This window comes from Alcaligenes sp. 1735tsa3, from assembly GCF_024134565.1.
GTDB lineage: Bacteria > Pseudomonadota > Gammaproteobacteria > Burkholderiales > Burkholderiaceae_B > Alcaligenes > Alcaligenes phenolicus.
The window spans coordinates 3,075,449-3,094,251 of record NZ_CP099862.1 but is presented as its reverse complement, the minus strand read 5'-3'; the positions used below and the strand labels follow the sequence as shown (position 1 = coordinate 3,094,251).

The window sequence follows — 18,803 nt, the reverse complement described above, 5'->3', positions numbered from 1 at the left end:
CTGACAATCCGGGCATGCAAGACCGTTTTTTGCATGTCCGGTTTTTACCGCCGGGCCGCTCCCAAGGTTAAGGCTCCCTGTAAGGGGGACACCGAAGGCGTCGCCAGTGGTATGTGCATTACCGCCCAGTTGCTTGCCAGGTAAAGGCTTCTCCCATAAGGAGAAGTACACCGAGCTTGCGGCGTGGTGGCATTTTTTATTCCCTTTCCACAGAAACCGACTATGTCTCTTCTTTCTGCTGCCCTAATAGATGGCATCATGTACGCCGCCTGGCTGTTTCTGGTCGCGGTCGGACTCACGCTGATCTATGGTGTGATGAAGATCCTGAACATGGCCCACGGCAGCCTCTATACCATTGGCGCCTATACCGCTGTCACCATGGTGACGCAGTGGCTCTCTACCGATCAAAGCCCATACGGCAGCTATTTGATGCTGATCCTGGCTGCGGTTATTGCCGGTCTGGTGCTGGGGCTGGTCATTGAATATGGCCTGCTGCGCTTCTTCTACCAGGAAGAACCTGTTGTCTCTTTGCTGATTACCTACGCGGTCTTCCTGATCCTGGAAGATACCGTCAAGCTGGTCTGGGGCGTGGATCCTTATGTGATCGCCGAACCTTATGGTTTGCTGGGTAACGTCGAATTCGGCGACCTGTTCTACCCCACCTACAGCTTTGTGATTGTTGTGGCTGCCATTCTGGCTGGCCTGTTCCTGACCTTGTTCCTGAAGTATTCGCGTCAAGGCCGCATTTTGCTGGCCGTGATTCATGACCGCGAAGTCAGCCAGGCCATGGGCATTAACGTGCAACGTTACTTCCTGCTGACGTTTATTGCTGGTGCCACGCTGGCCGCCCTGGGTGGTGCGCTGACGGCTCCTACCATCTCTGTCGCTCCCGGCATGGGCGTGGAAGTCATCGTGATGGCTTTCGCCGTGGTCGTGATCGGTGGTCTGGGCTCCTTGCCTGGTGCTGCTCTGGGCGCTGTGATTGTTGGCCTGGTGCGCTCTTTTGCCGTGCATTACTGGCCTGAAATCGAACTCTTCTCCATCTACGCGGTAATGGCACTGGTGTTGGCCGTCCGTCCTAAAGGATTGTTTGCTGCCGCCGAGGCCCGAAAGATATGAACAAGACCAACATTACGCTTAAGCAGGGCATGATTGCCCTGGTCATTACGGTGGCCGCCCTGATTGTGGGCTTTGGCCTGCCATCCTGGCAGTTTCTGATCACGGTGGCGCTGGCCAAGGGCCTGGTTGCCCTGGGCGTGGTGCTCTTGCTGCGCTCCGGCCTGGCCTCTTTTGGTCAAGGCTTGTACTACTGCATCGGCGCCTATGGTGTCGGTATGGCCATGAACTACCTGGACTGGCGTGAAGCCGTGATCCTGCTGCCATTTGCCGCTGCTTGCGCTGCGCTGCTGGCCTGGGTTCTGGGTTTTCTGCTGGCTCGCTACCGCGATATTTTCTTCGCCATGCTGAGCCTGGCCCTGTCCATGATCATGTACGGCTTGCTGGTGCGTAACCCCAGCCTGGGTGGCAGTGACGGCTTTAACGTGCACGCGCCTTCCTTCATGTGGGGTGCCTTTGCTGAAACCCTCTCGCGTCCAGGCGTGTTCGTCCTGACCGTGGTGCTGGTGGGTTTTGTGCTGTGGGCCATGCAAGGTTTTCTGCGCAGCCGTGCCGGTCGTCTGGGACCAGCCATCAAGGACAATGAAATCCGTGTTGAATACCTGGGTGCTTCGGCTTACCGCAATATTCACCTGAGCTACGTGCTGGCGGCGGCTCTGGCTGGTCTGGGCGGTGCCTTGTCCTCGCTGAGCATCGGTCACGTGGACCCTGAACTGGCGTTCTGGACCACCTCGGGCGAGTTCATCTTTATTGCTGTGCTGGGCGGTACTCGTAACGCTTACGCGCCTTTCCTGGGTGCGCTGAGCCTGGAACTGATCCGCACACTGGCTTACCAATATGCGCCTAACACCTGGCAGATTGTCATGGGTGTCAGCATGTTGGCCCTGATTGTGTTCTTGCCCGGTGGCCTGATCAGTATTCTGAACCGTCGCAATGCAGCGGCTACCTCCAACGATTCTTCTTCACCGACAGGGGCCCGCTCATGAGTCAGTCACCCTTGATTTCCGCTAAAGGTTTGTGCAAGCAGTTTGGCGCTGTCCACGCTGCACGCGATATGACCGTTGATATCCATGCGCAAACCATTACGGGCCTGATCGGTACCAATGGCGCAGGTAAAACCACCTTCGTGAACATGTTGACCGGCTACATGAAGCCGGACTCCGGCAATATCTTTTTTGCCGGTCGCGAGATCACGGGTTTGCCACCCCGGGAAGTGACCCGCATGGGGATCGCCCGCTCTTTCCAGATTCCTCAGCTGTTCACCTCCTTGAACGCCTTGGAAAACGTGGAAATTGCCCTGGGGGTGGCCAAGCAGCCCTTGTCCGAAGCCAGTGCGATTCTGGAGCGTTTTGGCCTGAGCGCCTTCGCCCAGTCCCAGGCAGGCACCTTGCCTGAAGGGATTCGCAAGTTGCTGGACATTGCTTTGGCCATGGTGGCCCAGCCTAAAGTGCTGTTGCTGGACGAGCCCACCAGTGGTGTGGCCAGTGACGAGAAATTTGAAGTGATGGACCGCGTCATGAAAGTGGTTCGTGATGCTGGCGTGACGGTTCTGTTTGTGGAGCACGATATGGAAATCGTGCGTCGCTACAGCGATCGCGTGCTGGCTTTCTACGACGGCACCATTTTGGCCAATGGCACGCCAGACGAAGTGCTGGCCCATGAGCAGGTCCGTGAATACATCATCGGCGAGCCGGTGGGACGCAATAAACAGGAGGCCGATAATGCTGCTTGATGTCAAAAATCTGGATGTACGTATTGGCCCCACCAGCATCTTGCGCCAGGTGAACCTGCAAGTGCGCCAAGGCCAGATCGTGGGTCTGGCCGGCCGCAACGGCGCGGGTAAAACCACGCTGATGCGTACCGTGATGGGCTTGCTGGCCGTGGACAGTGGCTCGGTCATGTTTGATGGTCAGGAACTGGCCAAGATGCCCGCTTACCGTCGCACCAGCCTGGGCATGGGTTTTGCCCCCGAGGATCGCAAACTGATCCCCGAACTGAGCGTGGAAGAGAACATCCGCCTGCCCGCCTGGGCCTTGAAATCCCAGGACATTGAAGAGCGCCTGGATCGCGTCTGGCGCATCATTCCCGAGTTGAAAGTGTTTGGCCCACGCCGCGCCCTGCAATTGTCGGGCGGTCAACAAAAGCTGGTCGCCATTGGCCGAGCCTTGATGACGGCTGACAAGTTGCTTTTGCTGGACGAGCCTTTTGAAGGCGTTGCTCCTGCGCTGTCCAAGCGTATTGCAGAAGTGGTGGGCGAGTTGAGCAAAGAGGGCTTCAGTGCCTTGTTGTCCGGTGCTGACTTGCAGCACGCAGGCAATGTGATTGATTACACCTACCGGATGGACCGCGGCCGTATCGAAGTACCGCAGCCCGCCATACCATAAGGAGAAAGCCCATGTCGGCATTCGAGTTCAGAACCACCCCCGCTATTTATGTTGAAAGCGGAGCCGCTGCCCGGCTCGGTCAGATCCTGCGCAAGCGCTACTCGCAAGAGCGCGTTTGTCTGGTGACTGACCGTTTCCTGCACGAAAGCGGCTTGCTGGATCCTGCCCTGGCTGATCTGAAAGCCAACGGCTGGACCGTGCAAGTGATTGACGATGTTATTGCCGATCCTCCAGAGCACATTGTTTTGCAGGCAACGGAGCGCGCTCGCCAGGCCAAAACGGAAATCGTTGTTGGCCTGGGTGGCGGTTCGTCCATGGACGTGGCCAAATTGCTGGCCGTCCTGCTGGCGTCAGACCAGCCCCTGCAAGAGATGTACGGCATTGATAATGTGCGCGGCTCGCGCCTGCCCTTGGTGCAGATCCCGACCACGGCGGGAACAGGCTCGGAAGTGACGCCTATTTCCATCGTGACCACCGGCGAAACCACCAAATCCGGTGTGGTGGCGCCCGAGCTGTACGCTGATCTGGCCATTCTGGACTCGCAACTGACATTGGGCTTGCCACCGCGCATCACTGCGGCGACGGGTATCGACGCCATGGTGCACGCCATCGAGGCCTACACCAGCCGTATTTTGAAAAACCCGCTCTCGGACAATCTGGCCAAACAGGCCTTGCGTCTGATTGGCGGCAAGCTGGTGCACGTTTGTCGCAACGGCCAGGATGCCGAGGCTCGCCAGGACATCCTGCTGGGCGCCACGCTGGCTGGTCAGGCTTTTGCGAACGCTCCCGTGGGTGCCGTACACGCATTGGCTTACCCGATCGGTGGAATTTTCCACGTGCCACACGGCTTGTCGAACTCGCTGGTCCTGCCACACGTTCTGCGCTTTAACGCCCCGGCCGCAGCCCCGCTGTATGCCGAACTGGCGGAAGTGCTGATCCCCGGCATCCAGGGTGATGAGGCCTCCAAGACCGAAGCCTTCATCAATTTTATGGAACAGATCGCCATTGATACCGGCATCGAGCGCCAATTGCGCGAAGTCGGCATCAAGGAAAGCGACCTGCGCCGTATGGCCCAGGAAGCCATGAAACAAACCCGTCTGCTGGGCAACAACCCCCGCGACGTGACTGAAGACGACGCATTCGCTATTTACAGCGCCGCGTTCTGATAGACCGCTAACAGCGGAAACCTTTTTGCCTGAGTCTGGTGCTGTGCCGGCTCAGGTTTTTTTTGTTCAATTTTAGGTCTTTAGCTTATATACCTCGAATGTTACATTTTGCATAATTGAAGTCTATGTTTTTGCTTAAGGTTGCATCGACATCAAGTGAACTCATTATTTGTGCGTGTTTATCGAGGGGGAAGGGGAGTGTCCACAGTTTGGAGTGATGCGGAGTTAGCAGCGTCGATACACAGTTATCAAAAAATGTTAGATAACGATCGTGACGGTATTAGTTATTTAAAGACGGAAATTTATAAAGAATTGTCGCTACAGTTTGGCCGTAGTCCGAAAGCCTTTGAGTACCGCATGAGCAATATTTCGGCCGTGCGCCAAGAGTTAGGTATGCCGTGGCTTGCAGGACTGGCACCGTTGGCAAACGTAGGATCTGGCGTGCGGTCCAGGTTAATTCATTTAATGACAGGGGAGCCTCCTACACCGGCTCAATCAAAAGTTGGCACAAAAGAAAGCCCATATTGGCAAAAAGCCCTGCAGGCAGTAATCGAGCTAGGAGGAAGAGCTAGCCGAAAAGAAGTAGGAAACTGGATTGTTGAGCGTGACAGCGACTACAACCCCAAAAATCTATCAGATTTGTACATGATGTCCGTTAACTCTAAAGCGCGCACAGGCTATGAACGGAACAAGAAACCACGTAGAACAGACGAAGGCTATGCGTGTGATTGCCTGTTTATGTTGGGGGGAGGACGGTTTGAATTGTATGAACCTGAGAAGCATGGCGTATGGGAAATTTACCGGGACCCAGCTTCAGGTAGTCGGCTTGGCGTGTCAGTTCGTAAGGTAAGTAGTTTTGTTGACGAGGAATTGAGGCAAGTCGAGTTAGAGATTGCACAGACTTCCTATTTTGATCCAGCCGACAGTACTGATGCCAGAAAAAAGGTGGTAACAGAGATAGTTCGTCGAAGGGGACAGCCCGCTTTTCGTCGAGCTTTGTTAAAGGCTTATGAGGGGCGCTGTGCTATTACCGCTTGTTCAGTGAGTGCTCTATTAGAAGCTGCTCATATTTATCCCTATAAAGGGGAGCACACGAATGTGGTGTCTAACGGTCTTTTGTTACGTACCGATATTCACACCTTATTTGATCTGGGTTTGATCGTTATTGATTCCCAAAGTATGACGGTGCAGGTCGCGACGGAGCTAATGGGCACTGATTATGAGGTGTTGCAAGGAGTTCAGTTGCGGAAACCTAAAAATGAGATTGAACAAGCTAGTGTGCAGTCTTTAGATTGGCATCGGGGACAGTTCGCAGGCATTTAGCGTACGCTTTCATGGATTTTTGGGTTATCAAGGTTATGCTATGATGAGTAATCTTAAATAACCTTTGAGGGGTGCATCCATGAGCGTCTTGGCAAGCAGTCCCAGTGTTTCGGCCTTGGTGGGAACACCCAAGGAGGTTAAGGTAAGTTTGGGCAAATCCAAGGCAGAACAAGTGCTGGTGCTGGCTTTCGATCACATCAAACCCGCCGCTTTCAAGGCTTTGGCAGAGAACTTCACCAATGTAGCCTCGTCCATGTTCGAGGTTTTGCAAGAGCGTCAGGACAAGGAGTCGCTGGAGCGCCTGGCCGAAGTGCTGGTGCCGCGCACGCCGCCATCGCCTCGTTTGCTGAAAGAAGCTGCCATGCTGGTACAGGCCCGCAAGGCCGTACTGGAAAGTGGGGACTGGCTCAGTGCCGCAGAAGTGGCGCAACTGGCAGGGTTGAGCACGCGCAATCCCAGTGCCCAGCCCAACAAGTGGAAGAAGCAGGGGCAGATATTTGCCATCAATCATGGTGGTGTGGATTATTTCCCCGGCTACGGTCTGGACCCGGACACCAGCTTTCGTCCCGCCAAACCCTTGGCGCAAGTGGTCGACATTCTGGCCGGGCATAAAGACAGCTGGGGCATGGCCTACTGGTTCATGTCCAACAACAGCTTCTTGGGTGGTAAGCGCCCGCAGGACTTGTTGATTTCTGCTCCGGAAAAGGTCATCGCCGCTGCACAAGACGAAGTGCAAGCCGTGGCTCATGGCTAAGCCTGCGGCTCTGGATAAAAAGCACATCCCGGTGGAGGGGGTAACGGTAATCCCCGTTCCGGACGGTGAGCTGCGCCTGACCTTGATGGATTGGCCCAAAGGGCAGTTACTGCATCGCGTTCATCAAGATAAATATTTGGCGACTCAGTTCAATCCGGGCATGCAGGGCAATGCGCGTTTCAGTCCGATTCAGGATGAGCAGGGCAAGCCGATTCCCACCTTGTACGGTGGCACCAGCCGCGATTGCGCCATGATGGAGACCGTCTTTCATGACGTTCCGCACGCCGCAGGCTTTAAAAGCTATGACAAGAAAAAGCTGTTGGGGCAGGTGCATTCCACCGTGCTGCTGAACGCGCCTTTGGTGTTAGTGGATCTGGCCAGCGTTCCGCTAAGGAAACTGGGTGTGACACGCAAGCAACTGATCGACACTGAGAAAGATCAATATCCGGCAACCCGCCTGTGGGCTGCCGCGATTTATCAGCAATGCCCTCAAGCCCAAGGCTTGTGCTGGGTGTCCCGGCAGGACGATTCGGCGCGAGCCGTGATGCTCTTTGGGAATCGCATCGTCAAAAGCGCCTTGAAAGCTCAGGGCCCATCGCACAGCTTGAGCGAAGATCCGGCCAGCTACGATGCCGTGCTGGATCTGGCCGAACGGATTGGGGTGCTGATCGTTCCAGGTAGTGCCTAAGTAATCGATATCTTCAGGCCTAACGTCTGCTTACAAGAGCGGCTCTATCCGGTACTGAGAGACGGCTCTTCACCGTACTAAACTAGCCCAGGTTTGCAGGGCATAGTCTGGGCTTTCCTTTTATGGCCTGATGTCGTCAGCAATGGTGCTTTCCATATGCTGTCATTGTTGAATCGACTGTTTTTACTCACCATGATTGCGATCTCATTTTCTTCCTTACAAAACCGGCGGACGCTGACTTTATGTCTGGCCGGTGCAGTGCTGGGCCTGCTTGAATGGGTGGCCTTCAGCAATCTGATGATGGCGCCCGCGCCGCGTGAGCATATCTGGGTGTCCTTGCTGTTGGCGGTGGGAATCTTTGGGGTGGCCTCTTTCACCTTGCTGATGCACGTCGCTGTGCGCAAGGCCTTGCTGGTGTCCCTGGGGCTGGGAGTGGCCAGCGCGGCGCTGATCTTGCAGGCGCAAGGGGGATATGCTGAGGTCGCCCTTTTTTGGCGAGCCCCGCAGATGTGGGTGGCAATGGGGCTGCTGGCGACTATTACTCTGCCATTTCTTGCCATTCTGGTAGAGCGTCCACGCGATTGGGCTGATTACCGTCGCCTGTTCGAGCTGAGTTGGTCCATGGTGTGTTCCTGGGCGGTGGCCTTGTTCTTCTGCGGCCTGGCCTGGGGCGTGCTGATGGCGTGCCATATGTTGCTCAGCTTTGTCGGCATCACCCTGTTAGGGGATGTTCTGCTGGAACCCACGGTTGCGGCTGTGGTGTCTGGTGCTTTGGTGGGAGCCGGTCTGGCTCTGGCCTCGGACTCGGATGGTGGCTATCTGTCCCCCATTCTGTTGCTGAAACTGCTGCGTTTGCTGACCCCTGTTTTGCTGGTGGTGATGGTGGTGTTCATCGTCGCCTTGCCCTGGCGTACGGGTGAGGGCTTGCCACTGGCCGCCCTGTGCGTGGCGGCTGTTCTGGGGGCGTCGACTCTGGTGTCTTCTGTTGTTGCGGACGAGGACACGAATGCCAGCGCCACACCTTTGTTGCGCGCTTCGGCCCGTTTGTTGGGCTTTGTCATGCCCGTGCTGGCAGGCGTTGCCTTGTGGGCGATAGGGGAGCGAGTTGCTCAATATGGTTGGACCCCAATTCGTGTTCTGGTAACGACGGCAGCGCTGGTGGCGGCGGGCTATGGTTTGAGCTACTTCTGGGCTTCCTGCCACCCTCAACACTGGATGGCGCGAGTACGTCGCTCCAATGTGGGGATGGCGTTGGTTCTGATTGTGCTGGCCATTATCTGGCTGCTGCGCATTGGCTCTCCCGAAGCGATTTCGGCGGCTTCGCAAGTGGCTCGGCTGGAGGCCGGTACCTTAAGCGCGGATGAGTTCCCGGATACGGAAATGAGAATGTATTGGGGACTGCCAGGGCAAAAGGCCGTGGACTATGTGGTTGAGAAGAACTTGCTGGTCGGGAAGTCCGAGGATAAGCCTGAGGAGGCTGTGCCGGATCAAGAGCTCGAAGTCTGGGACATCGGTGAGGACAAGGCGCGGCAGATGCTCTTGGGCTCTTTGCCCAGCTCTCCGGCTGACCATCCTTTACGTCAGTCCTTTATCGAAACCTATCCAGGTTGGGACATCGCCTATCTGGCCAAGGCTTGCGAGACTCGAACTCAGGGTAACCACGCCGGTTGCTTGCTGGTATTTGTGGATTTGTTGCCGGGCGAAGCGGGAGACGAAGCGATTGTTCTGTCGGTCAACAACCCCATGAATAATGGTGCTGTCTTTGTGCAGACCGCTAATGGGGAATGGGAGAAGGCGACCGCTTTCACGCCCGGTTTGTCGCTGGATAATATGGGCGCCGTCATTGATGGCATTCACGCCAAGGGAGCGGTCATTGAGCCCGCGCCTTTCAGTGTCTTGAAGTTGCCGGACGGCGGCTTTATAGGTGCAGCTCAGCGCCCTTGAGGGCAGGGCGCTGATAGAGCGATCAGTGGTGATGCCTTTGGGTTGAAGGCATCACGGCTGGGCCGCAAGTCGCAGAGCAGGCTTCAAGGAGGCGGCCAGCATCTGCCCGTGGTTCAAGTCGCTGAAGTTTTCGTAGCTGACGTTCAGCCCTGCATCCTGCAAATGCTTGGCCACATCCTGTGCGGACCATTGAGCCGCAGCATTGCTCATGGAGGTACTGCGGCGCTGCCCGCCCACCATGATGGCAATGCGCTTGTCCTTGGCCAGCGTTGTATCAAAAGCCTGAGCCGTCTTGACCAGAATCCCGTCATGCCACCACAGGGAAGGATCTCCCGCGACGTAACGCTGGTACAGATCAGGGTGGGTGAATAGGGTATGCAAGGTGAACAGGCCGCCATAGGAGTGACCCCACAGGGTCTGGCGGGAGCGATCAATAGGTTCGCGTTCTTCTACCGCCGGCTTGATATGCGTTTCGATGTAGTCCAGGAAAATATCTGCACCGCCGCCTGAACGGCCCCGTACTTCCACAGGTTTGCTGACGCCGTTTTCCGTAACGGGAGGCGTGTAGTCGAAGGCGCGGGCAATCACATCGTGGCGCGCTTCGGTGTCGTAGCCAATGGCAACCAGGACCGGGGCAGACAAGGCGCTGATGGCTTTCAGGTCGTCCACATCAATACTGGCCATGGCGGCATTGCCATCCACCATATAAATCACCGGATGACCGCGTGCGGGGGCGGGACGGTTGGGCGTGCCTATCTGTATTTTGTAGTGCCGCTTGCCGTCTTCCGAGGACATGATCAGCGTCTCAAAACGGTACAGACTTTGTTGCTGGTCCACGATGGAGGGGCCGGCTGCCTCGTTCCAGGGGCGCTGGGTTTGCTGGGCGTGGGAGGGAAGTGTGAACGCCAGGCAGAGCGTGGCGGCACTGATCAGAAAGCGGGGCAGGGAGGTCATTATCAAAGTGTAGGGCGATAAGGTAAGTTGATAATGATTATTATTACATCCCGCGGCCTCTGTAGTGACGAATCAATTTATACAGCTGGTAAGCCGCGATGCTGCTAAAGAACAAAGCGGGGACAGACCAGACTGCTCCCCCACTGATCAGGTTATTACCTTCAGGCCCATAGCAGCTTGAAGAAGCGGCTTGAATGCAGTCGCGATACTGGTAATAGCGTTCGTAAAATAGCCACCAGAAAAAGAGAGCAGCGATGGTATGGATTATAAATTTCATGCTGGTTCAGCGTACAGAGACAGGCTTGCCTGCCAGTCTATCCCGATAGCGCAGGTTTCATGACGGCAAGGGTAGAAATATAAAGCCGCCATATAATTGAGAATGTGTGCTATTCTCATGTGGCCTATTTCACCCTTTCCCGCCATCCGCGCCATTAAAGAATTATTTGCGGGCCTGGCTCGGGCTGCTTGCTCCCACACTCCTATGATCAGATTTACGGTATCGGACTTTGACCGACTCGGTAGTCCGACGGGTTTTCGCTATTGCTTGCCGGATTACAACGGTCCCAAGCAGGACATGGAGCAGGTTTGTATTGCCGAAGGGCGCGTGCAGGAATACGAGGTCCGGCCCGGCATGAAGATGGTGCTTTCAGACATCATCACTCACCACCAATACCAGGCGACCTCTTTGGCCGCGCCGCAGTTCTCGGCCATTGTCATGTTGCAGGGTCGGGCGCAGACTCAGCTCGCCAGCCAGAACACGGTCAGCATGATGGCTCAAAGTGGGGCCACCATTGCACATGCGGATGCGGTGGCCATGACAGGAACTCATCCTGCTGGGCAGCGTCTGCGTGGCTTGAACATCACTTTACATACGCCTGACAGCTTGGCTGACTCACCCTTGGGAGAGATGCTGGCCAACGTCATGGGTTCTTCGCGGATACGATTGCAACGCTGGGCGGTGCCCCCGCATTTGTTGACCGCGATCGATCAGTTGATAGACAGTCCCTGGCAGGGCACCTTGCACAATCTGCTGCTGGAGGGTGTCAGCCTGCAAGTGCTGGCGCATGCGCTGGATGGCCTGGCCCGAGAAACAGAAAAAGATTCTCCCGTCTCCGCGCGCGACCGGCAATTGCTCGAACGTGTCAGAGAGCGCCTCTACCATTCGCCTGGCGAGGACTACACCTTGGCAGATCTGGCCAAACTGGCCTGCATGAGTCCCAGCACTTTGCGGGTGAAGTTTCAGGCGGTCTATCAATGCTCGGTATTTGGCTGGCTGCGTGAGCGCAGGCTGGAACTGGCGCGAGAGTATCTGGCACAAGGCTGGAGCGTACAGCAGGCAGCGCACTATGTAGGCTATCGCCATGCCACCAACTTCGCCACGGCATTCCGTGAGCGCTATGGCATCTCACCCAGCGAATTGAACTAGGCTGTCCCGTCATTGCCCAAAGCTCTTCAAGCATTGCGCATTCCCCGACGGTGCTTGCATCGCTCATGCTGAAAGACCCTGCCCCTTGTGGGCCGCTTCTTTTTGTATGTGACTGTGCCGCCTTTCCTGCTTCCTCCGTATCCCTTGATGGTTTTGATGTTGGGCCTGCTGGCCTGCGTGGCACCGGCCACCATTGATGCCTATTTACCTGCATTCAGCGCTCTGGAACAGGAATTCAATGTGCCGCCACACAGCGTGCAGCAGACCCTGGGTGTTTACATGTCTGCGTACGCGGCCATGTTGCTCTTGCACGGTACCTTCTCCGATGCCTGGGGACGCAAGCCAGTGGTGCTGGTTTCCTTGCTGGTTTATGTGGCAGGTTCTGTGATGGCCGCTGTGGCGCCCAGCTTCTCGTTTTTGTTGGCGGGCCGTGTCTTGCAGGGCTTGTCCGCCGGAGCTGGCTTGGTCATTGGGCAGGCCATGGTGCGTGATTGCTATCAGGGGCAGCAAGCGCAGCGCACATTTTCTTATATCGTGCTGGTGTTCAATGTCTCGCCCGCGCTGGCGCCGATTGTGGGCGGGCAGTTGATCGCCCATCTGGGCTGGCGCTCGGTGTTCTGGATGCTGGCCGTATTGGCCGCGCTGGCGGCTTGCTTGTGCGCGCTGCGCCTGCCAGAGACCTTGCCGACGTCCAGACGTCAGCCTTTGGTCTGGGCGCAGTTGCGGGTCGAGCTATGGCTTTTGTTGCGCAATATCCCTTTTATGGGGATGAGCCTGGCTTTGAGCTTGTTGATCGGTGCGCAGGCATTTTTGATTGGTGCCGCGCCTGATTTCATCACCCATACCTTGAAGCTGCCCGAGACCGCGTTTGCTGCCTTGTTCGTGCCCTTGGTGATTGGGGCCAGCGCGGGAGCCTTGGCCTCGGCCCAGCTCGCTCGCCGTTGGGAAGCGCGCAAGCTGATTACTTGTGCCTATGGCTTGATGCTGGGGAGCTGCCTGGCCTATGTCGCCTACCTGGCACGTGCTGCAGAACCCGCGTTGCTGTGGGCGGTGGGGTTGCCGGCATTCTTTGCCGCCGGGCTGGCTATGCTGTTTCCGGTGATGACCATGCAGGTCTTGGCGCAGGTTCCCGCACGCGCGGGGCTGGCGGCCTCCTTGCTGGGGTTTTGTCAGATGGCTACCTTTTCCCTGGTCAGTGGCTGGTGCGTGCCCTGGGTTTACGGGCAGCCTGTGCGCATGGCGGCCGCGATGCTGTTGGCCGTAGTTGCCAGCCTTGCAGCCTGGCTTTGGCTGCAAAAGCGTGCAGATCGGGCCGTGTCATAGGCAGGACTGATGTTTGGCATAGCGTTTTTGCGTTTATGAATACATCGCTCTTAAACATGAAGATGATAATTGTTCGCATCTAAAACCTTTGCTGAGATCCACCTTCATGTTTGCCGTTTCTTCCAGCTCTGCTCGCCTGCGAGTGCGTTTGCTGACACCTCTTACTCGCTCCGCCATGCTGCTGGCGGCCGCGGGCAGCCCAGCCTGGGCACAGGACAAGGCTCCTGATCAATCCCCCGTAGAGCTGTCCACAATTACGGTTAAAGGCAATCGAGATCTGGGGGTGACCGAAACCAGCCAGTCCTACACCACCAAGGCAATGAGCACAGCCACGGGTTTGTCACTGTCCATTCGTGAAACACCGCAGTCGGTCAGCGTGGTGACCCGCCAGATGATGGAAGATCGCGGTATGCAGACAACGGCCGATGCCCTGCAAAGCGCCCCGGGTATTTCCGTGACGCGCAGCGATACCAACCGTTATTCCTTTTCTTCGCGTGGTTTTGGTATCGATAACTATCAGTTTGATGGCTGGACCCAGCCTGTGCTCTCGCCTTGGGCCTTCGGTGAAAGCAATCTGGACCTGGTGGTATTCGACCGGGTTGAAGTGGTACGCGGTGCGACAGGTTTGATGACGGGGGCGGGCAGCCCCTCGGCCTCGGTCAACTATGTACGCAAGCGTCCCTTGCGTGATTTTGCAGCATCGGGGGGCGTGGACGTAGGCAGTTGGGACTTTGCCCGTGGCTATGCCGATGTTTCCACACCCATTACCGAAGATGGCCGTATTCGCGGGCGTATTGTGGGTGCTTATGGCAAGGCCAACAGCTACACCAGTTTGCAGGACACCAAGACGCGCACCTTGTATGGCGTGATTACGGCTGACCTGATGCCCGGCATGGAATTGACCGGTGGAGTGGCCTATCAGTCCAGCTCGAACAATGGCTTTGGCAGTGGTTTTCCGCTGTTCTATAGCGATGGTTCGCGTACAGACTTCAAGCGCTCTGTTTCCAACAATACGGACTGGTCGCGTATCGAGAATGACACCACCACGGGCTTTCTGGATTTGAGCCATCAGTTTGCCAATGACTTGAAGCTACGCCTGACTTATAACCAGTCGCACACCGATGCATCCATGAAACAGATTTTCCGGGGCGGCTACCCGGATCGGGAAACCGGCTTGGGTACCGCTAACTCCTATTCCTATTACAAGGGGGATGTGCGTCGCAAGGCATTCAATGCCTCTTTGTCGGGCCCCTTCGAGTTGTTCGGTAAAGAGCATGAGTTCTCTGTGGGCTGGATGATGTCCCAGGACCGCGTCTCCTTCCCGCAGTATCGCGCCCTGGCACCTTTGCCGGATGCGGGCAGTTTCTATCAGCCGGGTCGCGTGCCCGAGCCCGTGTGGTCAGGCGAGCCCTCCCAGGCGGATGACATGAGCAACAGACAGTCTGGTGCCTATGCCGTAGGGCGTTTTTCCTTGATGGATAATCTGCGCTTGATGGTAGGTGGACGCTTGAGTAACTGGGAGACGGACCAGACCTACTTTGGTGCCAAACGCCAGTATCGCAACCGCAATGAGTTCATCCCTTATGCCGGCCTGATCTATGACTTTGACGACACCTACACGGCTTACGCCAGCTATACGGAAATCTTCAAACCGCAGAACGCCCGCAACGAACAGGGTGATCTTCTGGCTCCCATCACGGGTAAAAGCTACGAACTGGGCTTGAAGGCCGCTTGGCTGGATGGCCGCTTGAATGGGGCGGTATCCTTGTTCCAGACCCGCCAGGACAATCTGGCCGAAGCCACTGGCAATAACGTGATCGGCGCGCCGCCCAATACCCCCGCTTATCGCCCCGTGTCGGGAGCCAAGGTAGAAGGTATCGAGCTGGAGCTGGGCGGGGAGTTGATGCCTGGCTGGAATCTGGCCAGTAGCTTGACGACCTTCACAGCCAAGGATGCACAAGGTAAACCCATCAATACCAGCAAGCCACGTACTTTGTTCAAGCTCTACACCACCTATCGCTTGCAGGGCGATTGGCAAGGGCTGACCGTGGGTGGCGGCATCGACTGGCAAAACCGCATGTACCAGGATGCGACCGCACCGGGCCGTAAAGTGGTCAAGGTAGAGCAGGGCAGCTATGCCATCGTCAATCTAATGGCGCGCTATGACTTCAACAAGCGCATGTCCGCCACGCTGAACGTGAATAACCTGTTCGACAAGAAGTACTACTCGCAGATCGGGTTTTATAACCAGGGCTGGTATGGGGCGCCCCAGAACGTGATGCTGTCCTTGCGGGCGCAGTATTAAGAGAGAAAGGTGCAGGCAGTAGAGCCTGATGCAAAAGCCTGCTTGCCATCGCCAAGCAGGCTTTTTTATTGGAAGCGGATAGGTTGCTTGCTGTATCTCGGACACCGAGATCTTGTAGCCCTTGAGCTACAAGAACAACGCTATCGGTCTGCTTTGAGGCCTGCGGGCTACAAACTCAGGACACCAAAGCCAATAAATCAGTCACCCCAATATCGACACCTGCCTGATACAACAAGGTGCTGGCCTGACCGCGATGGTGAGTCTGGTGATTAAAAAAGTGCGTCACTAAAAGCGCAAAATCCTTCTCCATACTCTGGCCCGCCATATTGCTGTAGCGTAGCGTTTGGCCCAGTTGCTCCGGTGTCAGCGTGGCGGCCCAATCAATAATGATCCGGTCCAGCTTGTGACGGTACTGATCCAGTTCCGCCAAGGTGTCGAACAACTGCTGGTCCAGTGCACGTGGCTTGGCAAATACGCCGATTTGCTCGCGCAAGGCGTGAGCATCAGGATGCTCGGCAAAGCGGTGCAGCCAGACGGTGTCCCCCACCGCAATGTGCATCATGGTCTTGAACAGCGAACCGAAGAAAGCCCCGCGTTCCTGATACAAGTCCTGCGCTGAAAGACTGGCCGCCGCATCGTAAAGACGGCGGTTCATTTGGCTGTTATATGAAGCCATGCGGATGGCGGTTTGGGGTGTCATGTTTTTTCCAGGCCAAGGTTCAGTACAAGGATTATTTGATTAAAAGGAAGTATGGATCAAGACGGATCTGCTTCTTCAGACTTGTGCCTCATTAATTCACTTGACCCAAATATAAGTAGTCAGCTACATTTCAGCCATGATAATTATGTGGCAGCGTGATGTTTGAACTCAAAGACCTTCCTAGCTACGACACTCTGGTAAAGATGGGCGTCGAGTATCGCAACCCGGATGTGGATGGGTTGCAGGCTTGGCTTATCTGGGCTTCGGCTACCAGTGAAATGTTGTCGGCTTTTGAGGCCAATCTTGATCGCACTTCCGGTTTGTCGCAGACACAGTTTTTTGTGCTGATTCTGCTCAAACGCAATCCGGATGGCTTGAGCATAGGCACGCTGGCAGATGGGGTGTCGGTTACGTCGCAGACGATGACTCGCATTATTGATCGCATGGAAGTTGCCGGTTTATGTGATCGGGAGCAGCACCCTCAGGATCGTCGTGCCTGGTTGGTTCGCCTGACAGAGCATGGGGCCCAGGTTTTGGGTAAAGCCTTGCCGGCTCACTATGTGTGGGTTGCTGAGCTGATGAGTCATTTCGACGCGCAAGAACGCGATGTGCTTGTGCGCTTGATGCTCAAGCTCAATCAACAAGGCATCTTGCCCAAGACAAGCAGCGGCTGATTGTCGGCCGTTTTTTTTAAATAAATATGTAGCTTGCTGTATAACAGCTAGGAACATTTATCGTGAAAGTATCTGCTAGTGATCCGCAAGCTGTCGGGACAGGTTTGCGTGCCTTGATGGTTGTCTGCGCTTTAGCGGTTGTTTCGCTGCTTTACCTGCCTTTGCCCATTCTTGGAGTCTTGAAGCAAAGCCATGGCATTGATGCGACGGGCATGGTGAGCAGTTTTGGGTTTGCCTACGCAGCCGGGTTTCTGATCTTTGGTCCCCTGTCCGATCGAGTGGGGCGTCGCAATGTCATGGTCGCAGGCCTGCTGGCCCTGGTGAGCGCGACGGTGGTGCTGGCCGTAGCAAGTACCTCCTGGTCCCTAATGGTCGGCCGTGTGTTGCAGGGCTTGGCGGCTTCTTCTTTCCCTCCCGTAGCGATTGCCTATCTGGCAGAGCGGGGTAGCCCACGTCAAAGGGTGTGGAGTGTGGCCTGGATGAGTACGGCATTTCTTTCCGCTGGTTTGCTGGGGCAGATTTATGGCGGACTGGTTGCTGGACCTTGGGGGCTGGCGGCTGCCTTTGGGCCGCTGTGTCTTGTATTCGCCTTGACGGCCTGGTGCCTGTGGAAGAAACCCGCTGATATGCAGGCGGGCCAAGGCTTAAGCGGATTTTTCAGCAATTACAAAGCCATAGGTGGCTTGTTGGCTGATGCACGACTGCGTCGTGTTTACCTGCCTGCATTCTTCCTGCTGATGTGTTTCGTTGCTTTCTACATGACTTTGGATAGCAAGCTCGGGATGCAATTTGCGCAGTTGGGAATGTCTCCTTTGATGACACGGGCTGTGGTGGCGCCTGCTTTTTTGATGCCCCTGCTGGTGGCTGTCGTGATGCCGAAGCTAGGGCCTCAGCGAACCTTATGCTCTGGATTAGCGTGTGCCGCTGCTGGCTTGGGCTTGAGTGCATGGGCTGGGGAAGAGCATCTGATGGCTTTGCTGGGTGCCAGTTTCCTGTTTGTGGCTGGGCTGGGCATCAGCGTTCCTAGCCTGATTGCCCGAGTGGCAGCAGTCAGCGATATCTCGGTGCGGGGATTGGCCGTGTCGCTCTACACCTTTGTGCTGTTTATTGGCGCAAGTCTGGGGCCATGGCTGGCTCAACAGACTGCGGATATGACTTTGGCCAGCACCTATTTGCTGCTTGCCGGTGTATTGGCCATCTGCGCGATCTACGCCGTTTTTTCCAACTAGGAGTTCACAACGATGCGAGTTCGTCTTCCCCTTTCTGCTGTGCTTGCTGTTGCGACGTTGCAAGCTGCCTGGGCTTTTCCTGTGCAGACACAGAACAGTCTTTCTACTACGGAGAATGTCATGAGTACCACAATCAACAATCCGGCTGCCGCCTTTGTTCCTGAGGCTTACGTTCAAGTGGCCCAGCGGGCTGTCAGCGTGGATGGTGAAGCCGTTGTATTGACTCGTTATGAGCGTGAAGATGGTCGAAATTCAGGTTTGGAAGGTGAGCACTTCAGCTCTGTAGTGTCTGAGTCCGGGCGGCTGAAGGGCTTTGCGCATATCTCTTTGGACCTGGTGGATCGGCCCTTGCCCAGCGCTGAACGTAGTGAGGCGATCGCTCGTGCTTTCTTGAAGGAGCATGCCCCTGACCTGTTGCCAGAAATGGAGATTCATTGGGTCGATACCCATGATGAGCCTATCCGTGTAGAGCGGAATGGTCGTACCGAAACAGTGGCCTTGACCGGTATGAAAGTGAAGGCGCGCAACCTGGAGGATCGCCTGTGGTTCTGGGTCATTGTTGGGCCGGATGAGCAGCCCATGGTGTTCGAGCGCGACATTACCTGGGTTACTTTCCCTGGCCATCGCAAGACAGAGAAGTGGCTGCATGATGGTTGGCTGAAGCAGCAAAAGACGGATTTTGCTAAGGGCACCAAAGGTGTTTAAGCTGCTTCCAGGGAGTATTTGACGCTACGTTGACAAGGCCCCGGTTCCGGTTTGGAAAGCCTTTGTGCAAGCGCAGTTTTAGCCGTTCAGGCCAAGACTGCGCGTGTTGGAT

General features: G+C 56.0%; 17 protein-coding genes. 15 read left to right on the top strand and 2 right to left on the bottom strand.

Annotated elements, in window-relative coordinates; translation table 11 throughout:
- Positions 1 to 222 precede the first annotated feature (222 nt).
- The 9 genes from NIZ92_RS14405 (at position 223) to NIZ92_RS14365 (ending at position 9,375) form a co-directional block, all read left to right on the top strand.
- On the top strand, positions 223 to 1,119 hold the full coding sequence (locus NIZ92_RS14405) for a branched-chain amino acid ABC transporter permease (protein WP_035272061.1): 897 nt from the start codon (positions 223 to 225) through the stop codon (positions 1,117 to 1,119).
- Positions 1,116 to 2,102 (top strand): branched-chain amino acid ABC transporter permease, encoded by a 987-nt coding sequence (locus NIZ92_RS14400; protein WP_021446921.1) that lies wholly within the window; start codon positions 1,116 to 1,118, stop codon positions 2,100 to 2,102. Before NIZ92_RS14405 ends, NIZ92_RS14400 begins: the two co-directional genes overlap by 4 nt.
- The gene (locus NIZ92_RS14395; protein ID WP_009459230.1) at positions 2,099 to 2,848 is read left to right on the top strand and encodes an ABC transporter ATP-binding protein; all 750 of its coding nucleotides are present in this window, start codon (positions 2,099 to 2,101) and stop codon (positions 2,846 to 2,848) included. Before NIZ92_RS14400 ends, NIZ92_RS14395 begins: the two co-directional genes overlap by 4 nt.
- Positions 2,838 to 3,500, top strand: a complete 663-nt coding sequence (locus tag NIZ92_RS14390) for an ABC transporter ATP-binding protein (RefSeq protein WP_009459228.1) — start codon at positions 2,838 to 2,840, stop codon at positions 3,498 to 3,500. Before NIZ92_RS14395 ends, NIZ92_RS14390 begins: the two co-directional genes overlap by 11 nt.
- An 11-nt stretch (positions 3,501 to 3,511) precedes the next feature.
- Positions 3,512 to 4,666: an iron-containing alcohol dehydrogenase gene (locus NIZ92_RS14385; protein WP_088450643.1), complete on the top strand. Its 1,155-nt coding sequence runs from the start codon at positions 3,512 to 3,514 to the stop codon at positions 4,664 to 4,666.
- 255 nt (positions 4,667 to 4,921) lie between these two features.
- Positions 4,922 to 5,989 carry an HNH endonuclease gene (locus tag NIZ92_RS14380; protein WP_254002152.1) on the top strand — a complete coding sequence of 356 codons (1,068 nt, stop codon included), beginning with the start codon at positions 4,922 to 4,924 and terminating at the stop codon, positions 5,987 to 5,989.
- 79 nt (positions 5,990 to 6,068) lie between these two features.
- Positions 6,069 to 6,743: a hypothetical protein gene (locus NIZ92_RS14375; protein WP_254002151.1), complete on the top strand. Its 675-nt coding sequence runs from the start codon at positions 6,069 to 6,071 to the stop codon at positions 6,741 to 6,743.
- Positions 6,736 to 7,431: an RES family NAD+ phosphorylase gene (locus NIZ92_RS14370; RefSeq protein WP_254002150.1), complete on the top strand. Its 696-nt coding sequence runs from the start codon at positions 6,736 to 6,738 to the stop codon at positions 7,429 to 7,431. The genes NIZ92_RS14375 and NIZ92_RS14370 overlap by 8 nt, the downstream gene beginning before the upstream one ends.
- Before the next feature lie 156 nt (positions 7,432 to 7,587).
- Entirely contained in the window at positions 7,588 to 9,375 is a 1,788-nt protein-coding gene (locus NIZ92_RS14365; RefSeq protein WP_254002149.1) for a DUF4153 domain-containing protein, read from the top strand.
- Positions 9,376 to 9,426: 51 nt separating this feature from the next.
- Here NIZ92_RS14365 and NIZ92_RS14360 read toward each other — a convergent pair whose 3' ends face one another.
- Positions 9,427 to 10,329, bottom strand: coding sequence for an alpha/beta hydrolase (locus tag NIZ92_RS14360; RefSeq protein WP_254002148.1), 903 nt, complete (start codon positions 10,327 to 10,329; stop codon positions 9,427 to 9,429).
- Positions 10,330 to 10,810: 481 nt separating this feature from the next.
- On the opposite strand from NIZ92_RS14360, the gene NIZ92_RS14355 reads away from it, so the two are divergent.
- The 3 genes from NIZ92_RS14355 to NIZ92_RS14345 all read left to right on the top strand — a co-directional run bounded on the left by NIZ92_RS14355 (position 10,811) and on the right by NIZ92_RS14345 (position 15,383).
- Positions 10,811 to 11,755, top strand: coding sequence for a helix-turn-helix transcriptional regulator (locus NIZ92_RS14355; RefSeq protein WP_083053909.1), 945 nt, complete (start codon positions 10,811 to 10,813; stop codon positions 11,753 to 11,755).
- A 147-nt stretch (positions 11,756 to 11,902) separates the two neighbouring features.
- Complete coding sequence (locus NIZ92_RS14350) at positions 11,903 to 13,078, top strand: Bcr/CflA family efflux MFS transporter (RefSeq protein WP_254003223.1); 1,176 nt, start codon at positions 11,903 to 11,905, stop codon at positions 13,076 to 13,078.
- 106 nt (positions 13,079 to 13,184) lie between these two features.
- A complete protein-coding gene (locus tag NIZ92_RS14345) occupies positions 13,185 to 15,383 on the top strand; it encodes a TonB-dependent siderophore receptor (protein ID WP_254002147.1) in 2,199 nt (732 codons plus the stop codon).
- Positions 15,384 to 15,558: 175 nt separating this feature from the next.
- Here the strand turns inward: NIZ92_RS14345 and NIZ92_RS14340 are convergent, their stop codons facing one another.
- Positions 15,559 to 16,083: a DinB family protein gene (locus NIZ92_RS14340; protein WP_254002146.1), complete on the bottom strand. Its 525-nt coding sequence runs from the start codon at positions 16,081 to 16,083 to the stop codon at positions 15,559 to 15,561.
- A 158-nt stretch (positions 16,084 to 16,241) separates the two neighbouring features.
- Here NIZ92_RS14340 and NIZ92_RS14335 point away from each other — a divergent pair, with 158 nt between their 5' ends.
- The 3 genes from NIZ92_RS14335 (at position 16,242) to NIZ92_RS14325 (ending at position 18,691) form a co-directional block, all read left to right on the top strand.
- Positions 16,242 to 16,757, top strand: coding sequence for a MarR family winged helix-turn-helix transcriptional regulator (locus NIZ92_RS14335; RefSeq protein WP_254002145.1), 516 nt, complete (start codon positions 16,242 to 16,244; stop codon positions 16,755 to 16,757).
- Between the two features lie 62 nt (positions 16,758 to 16,819).
- Positions 16,820 to 17,986 (top strand): MFS transporter, encoded by a 1,167-nt coding sequence (locus tag NIZ92_RS14330; protein ID WP_254002144.1) that lies wholly within the window; start codon positions 16,820 to 16,822, stop codon positions 17,984 to 17,986.
- Positions 17,987 to 18,106: 120 nt separating this feature from the next.
- Positions 18,107 to 18,691, top strand: a complete 585-nt coding sequence (locus tag NIZ92_RS14325; protein WP_254002143.1) for a hypothetical protein — start codon at positions 18,107 to 18,109, stop codon at positions 18,689 to 18,691.
- Positions 18,692 to 18,803: the final 112 nt, after the last annotated feature.

Excerpts from the sequence above, each read along its gene's own strand:
- NIZ92_RS14405 (WP_035272061.1), top strand. The coding sequence starts at position 223 with ATGTCTCTTCTTTCTGCTGCCCTAATAGATGGCATCATGTACGCCGCC.
- NIZ92_RS14400 (WP_021446921.1), top strand. The coding sequence starts at position 1,116 with ATGAACAAGACCAACATTACGCTTAAGCAGGGCATGATTGCCCTGGTC.
- NIZ92_RS14395 (WP_009459230.1), top strand. The coding sequence starts at position 2,099 with ATGAGTCAGTCACCCTTGATTTCCGCTAAAGGTTTGTGCAAGCAGTTT.
- NIZ92_RS14390 (WP_009459228.1), top strand. The coding sequence starts at position 2,838 with ATGCTGCTTGATGTCAAAAATCTGGATGTACGTATTGGCCCCACCAGC.
- NIZ92_RS14385 (WP_088450643.1), top strand. The coding sequence starts at position 3,512 with ATGTCGGCATTCGAGTTCAGAACCACCCCCGCTATTTATGTTGAAAGC.
- NIZ92_RS14380 (WP_254002152.1), top strand. The coding sequence starts at position 4,922 with ATGTTAGATAACGATCGTGACGGTATTAGTTATTTAAAGACGGAAATT.
- NIZ92_RS14375 (WP_254002151.1), top strand. The coding sequence starts at position 6,069 with ATGAGCGTCTTGGCAAGCAGTCCCAGTGTTTCGGCCTTGGTGGGAACA.
- NIZ92_RS14370 (WP_254002150.1), top strand. The coding sequence starts at position 6,736 with ATGGCTAAGCCTGCGGCTCTGGATAAAAAGCACATCCCGGTGGAGGGG.
- NIZ92_RS14365 (WP_254002149.1), top strand. The coding sequence starts at position 7,588 with ATGCTGTCATTGTTGAATCGACTGTTTTTACTCACCATGATTGCGATC.
- NIZ92_RS14360 (WP_254002148.1), bottom strand. The coding sequence starts at position 10,329 with ATGACCTCCCTGCCCCGCTTTCTGATCAGTGCCGCCACGCTCTGCCTG.
- NIZ92_RS14355 (WP_083053909.1), top strand. The coding sequence starts at position 10,811 with ATGATCAGATTTACGGTATCGGACTTTGACCGACTCGGTAGTCCGACG.
- NIZ92_RS14350 (WP_254003223.1), top strand. The coding sequence starts at position 11,903 with ATGGTTTTGATGTTGGGCCTGCTGGCCTGCGTGGCACCGGCCACCATT.
- NIZ92_RS14345 (WP_254002147.1), top strand. The coding sequence starts at position 13,185 with ATGTTTGCCGTTTCTTCCAGCTCTGCTCGCCTGCGAGTGCGTTTGCTG.
- NIZ92_RS14340 (WP_254002146.1), bottom strand. The coding sequence starts at position 16,083 with ATGACACCCCAAACCGCCATCCGCATGGCTTCATATAACAGCCAAATG.
- NIZ92_RS14335 (WP_254002145.1), top strand. The coding sequence starts at position 16,242 with ATGTTTGAACTCAAAGACCTTCCTAGCTACGACACTCTGGTAAAGATG.
- NIZ92_RS14325 (WP_254002143.1), top strand. The coding sequence starts at position 18,107 with ATGAGTACCACAATCAACAATCCGGCTGCCGCCTTTGTTCCTGAGGCT.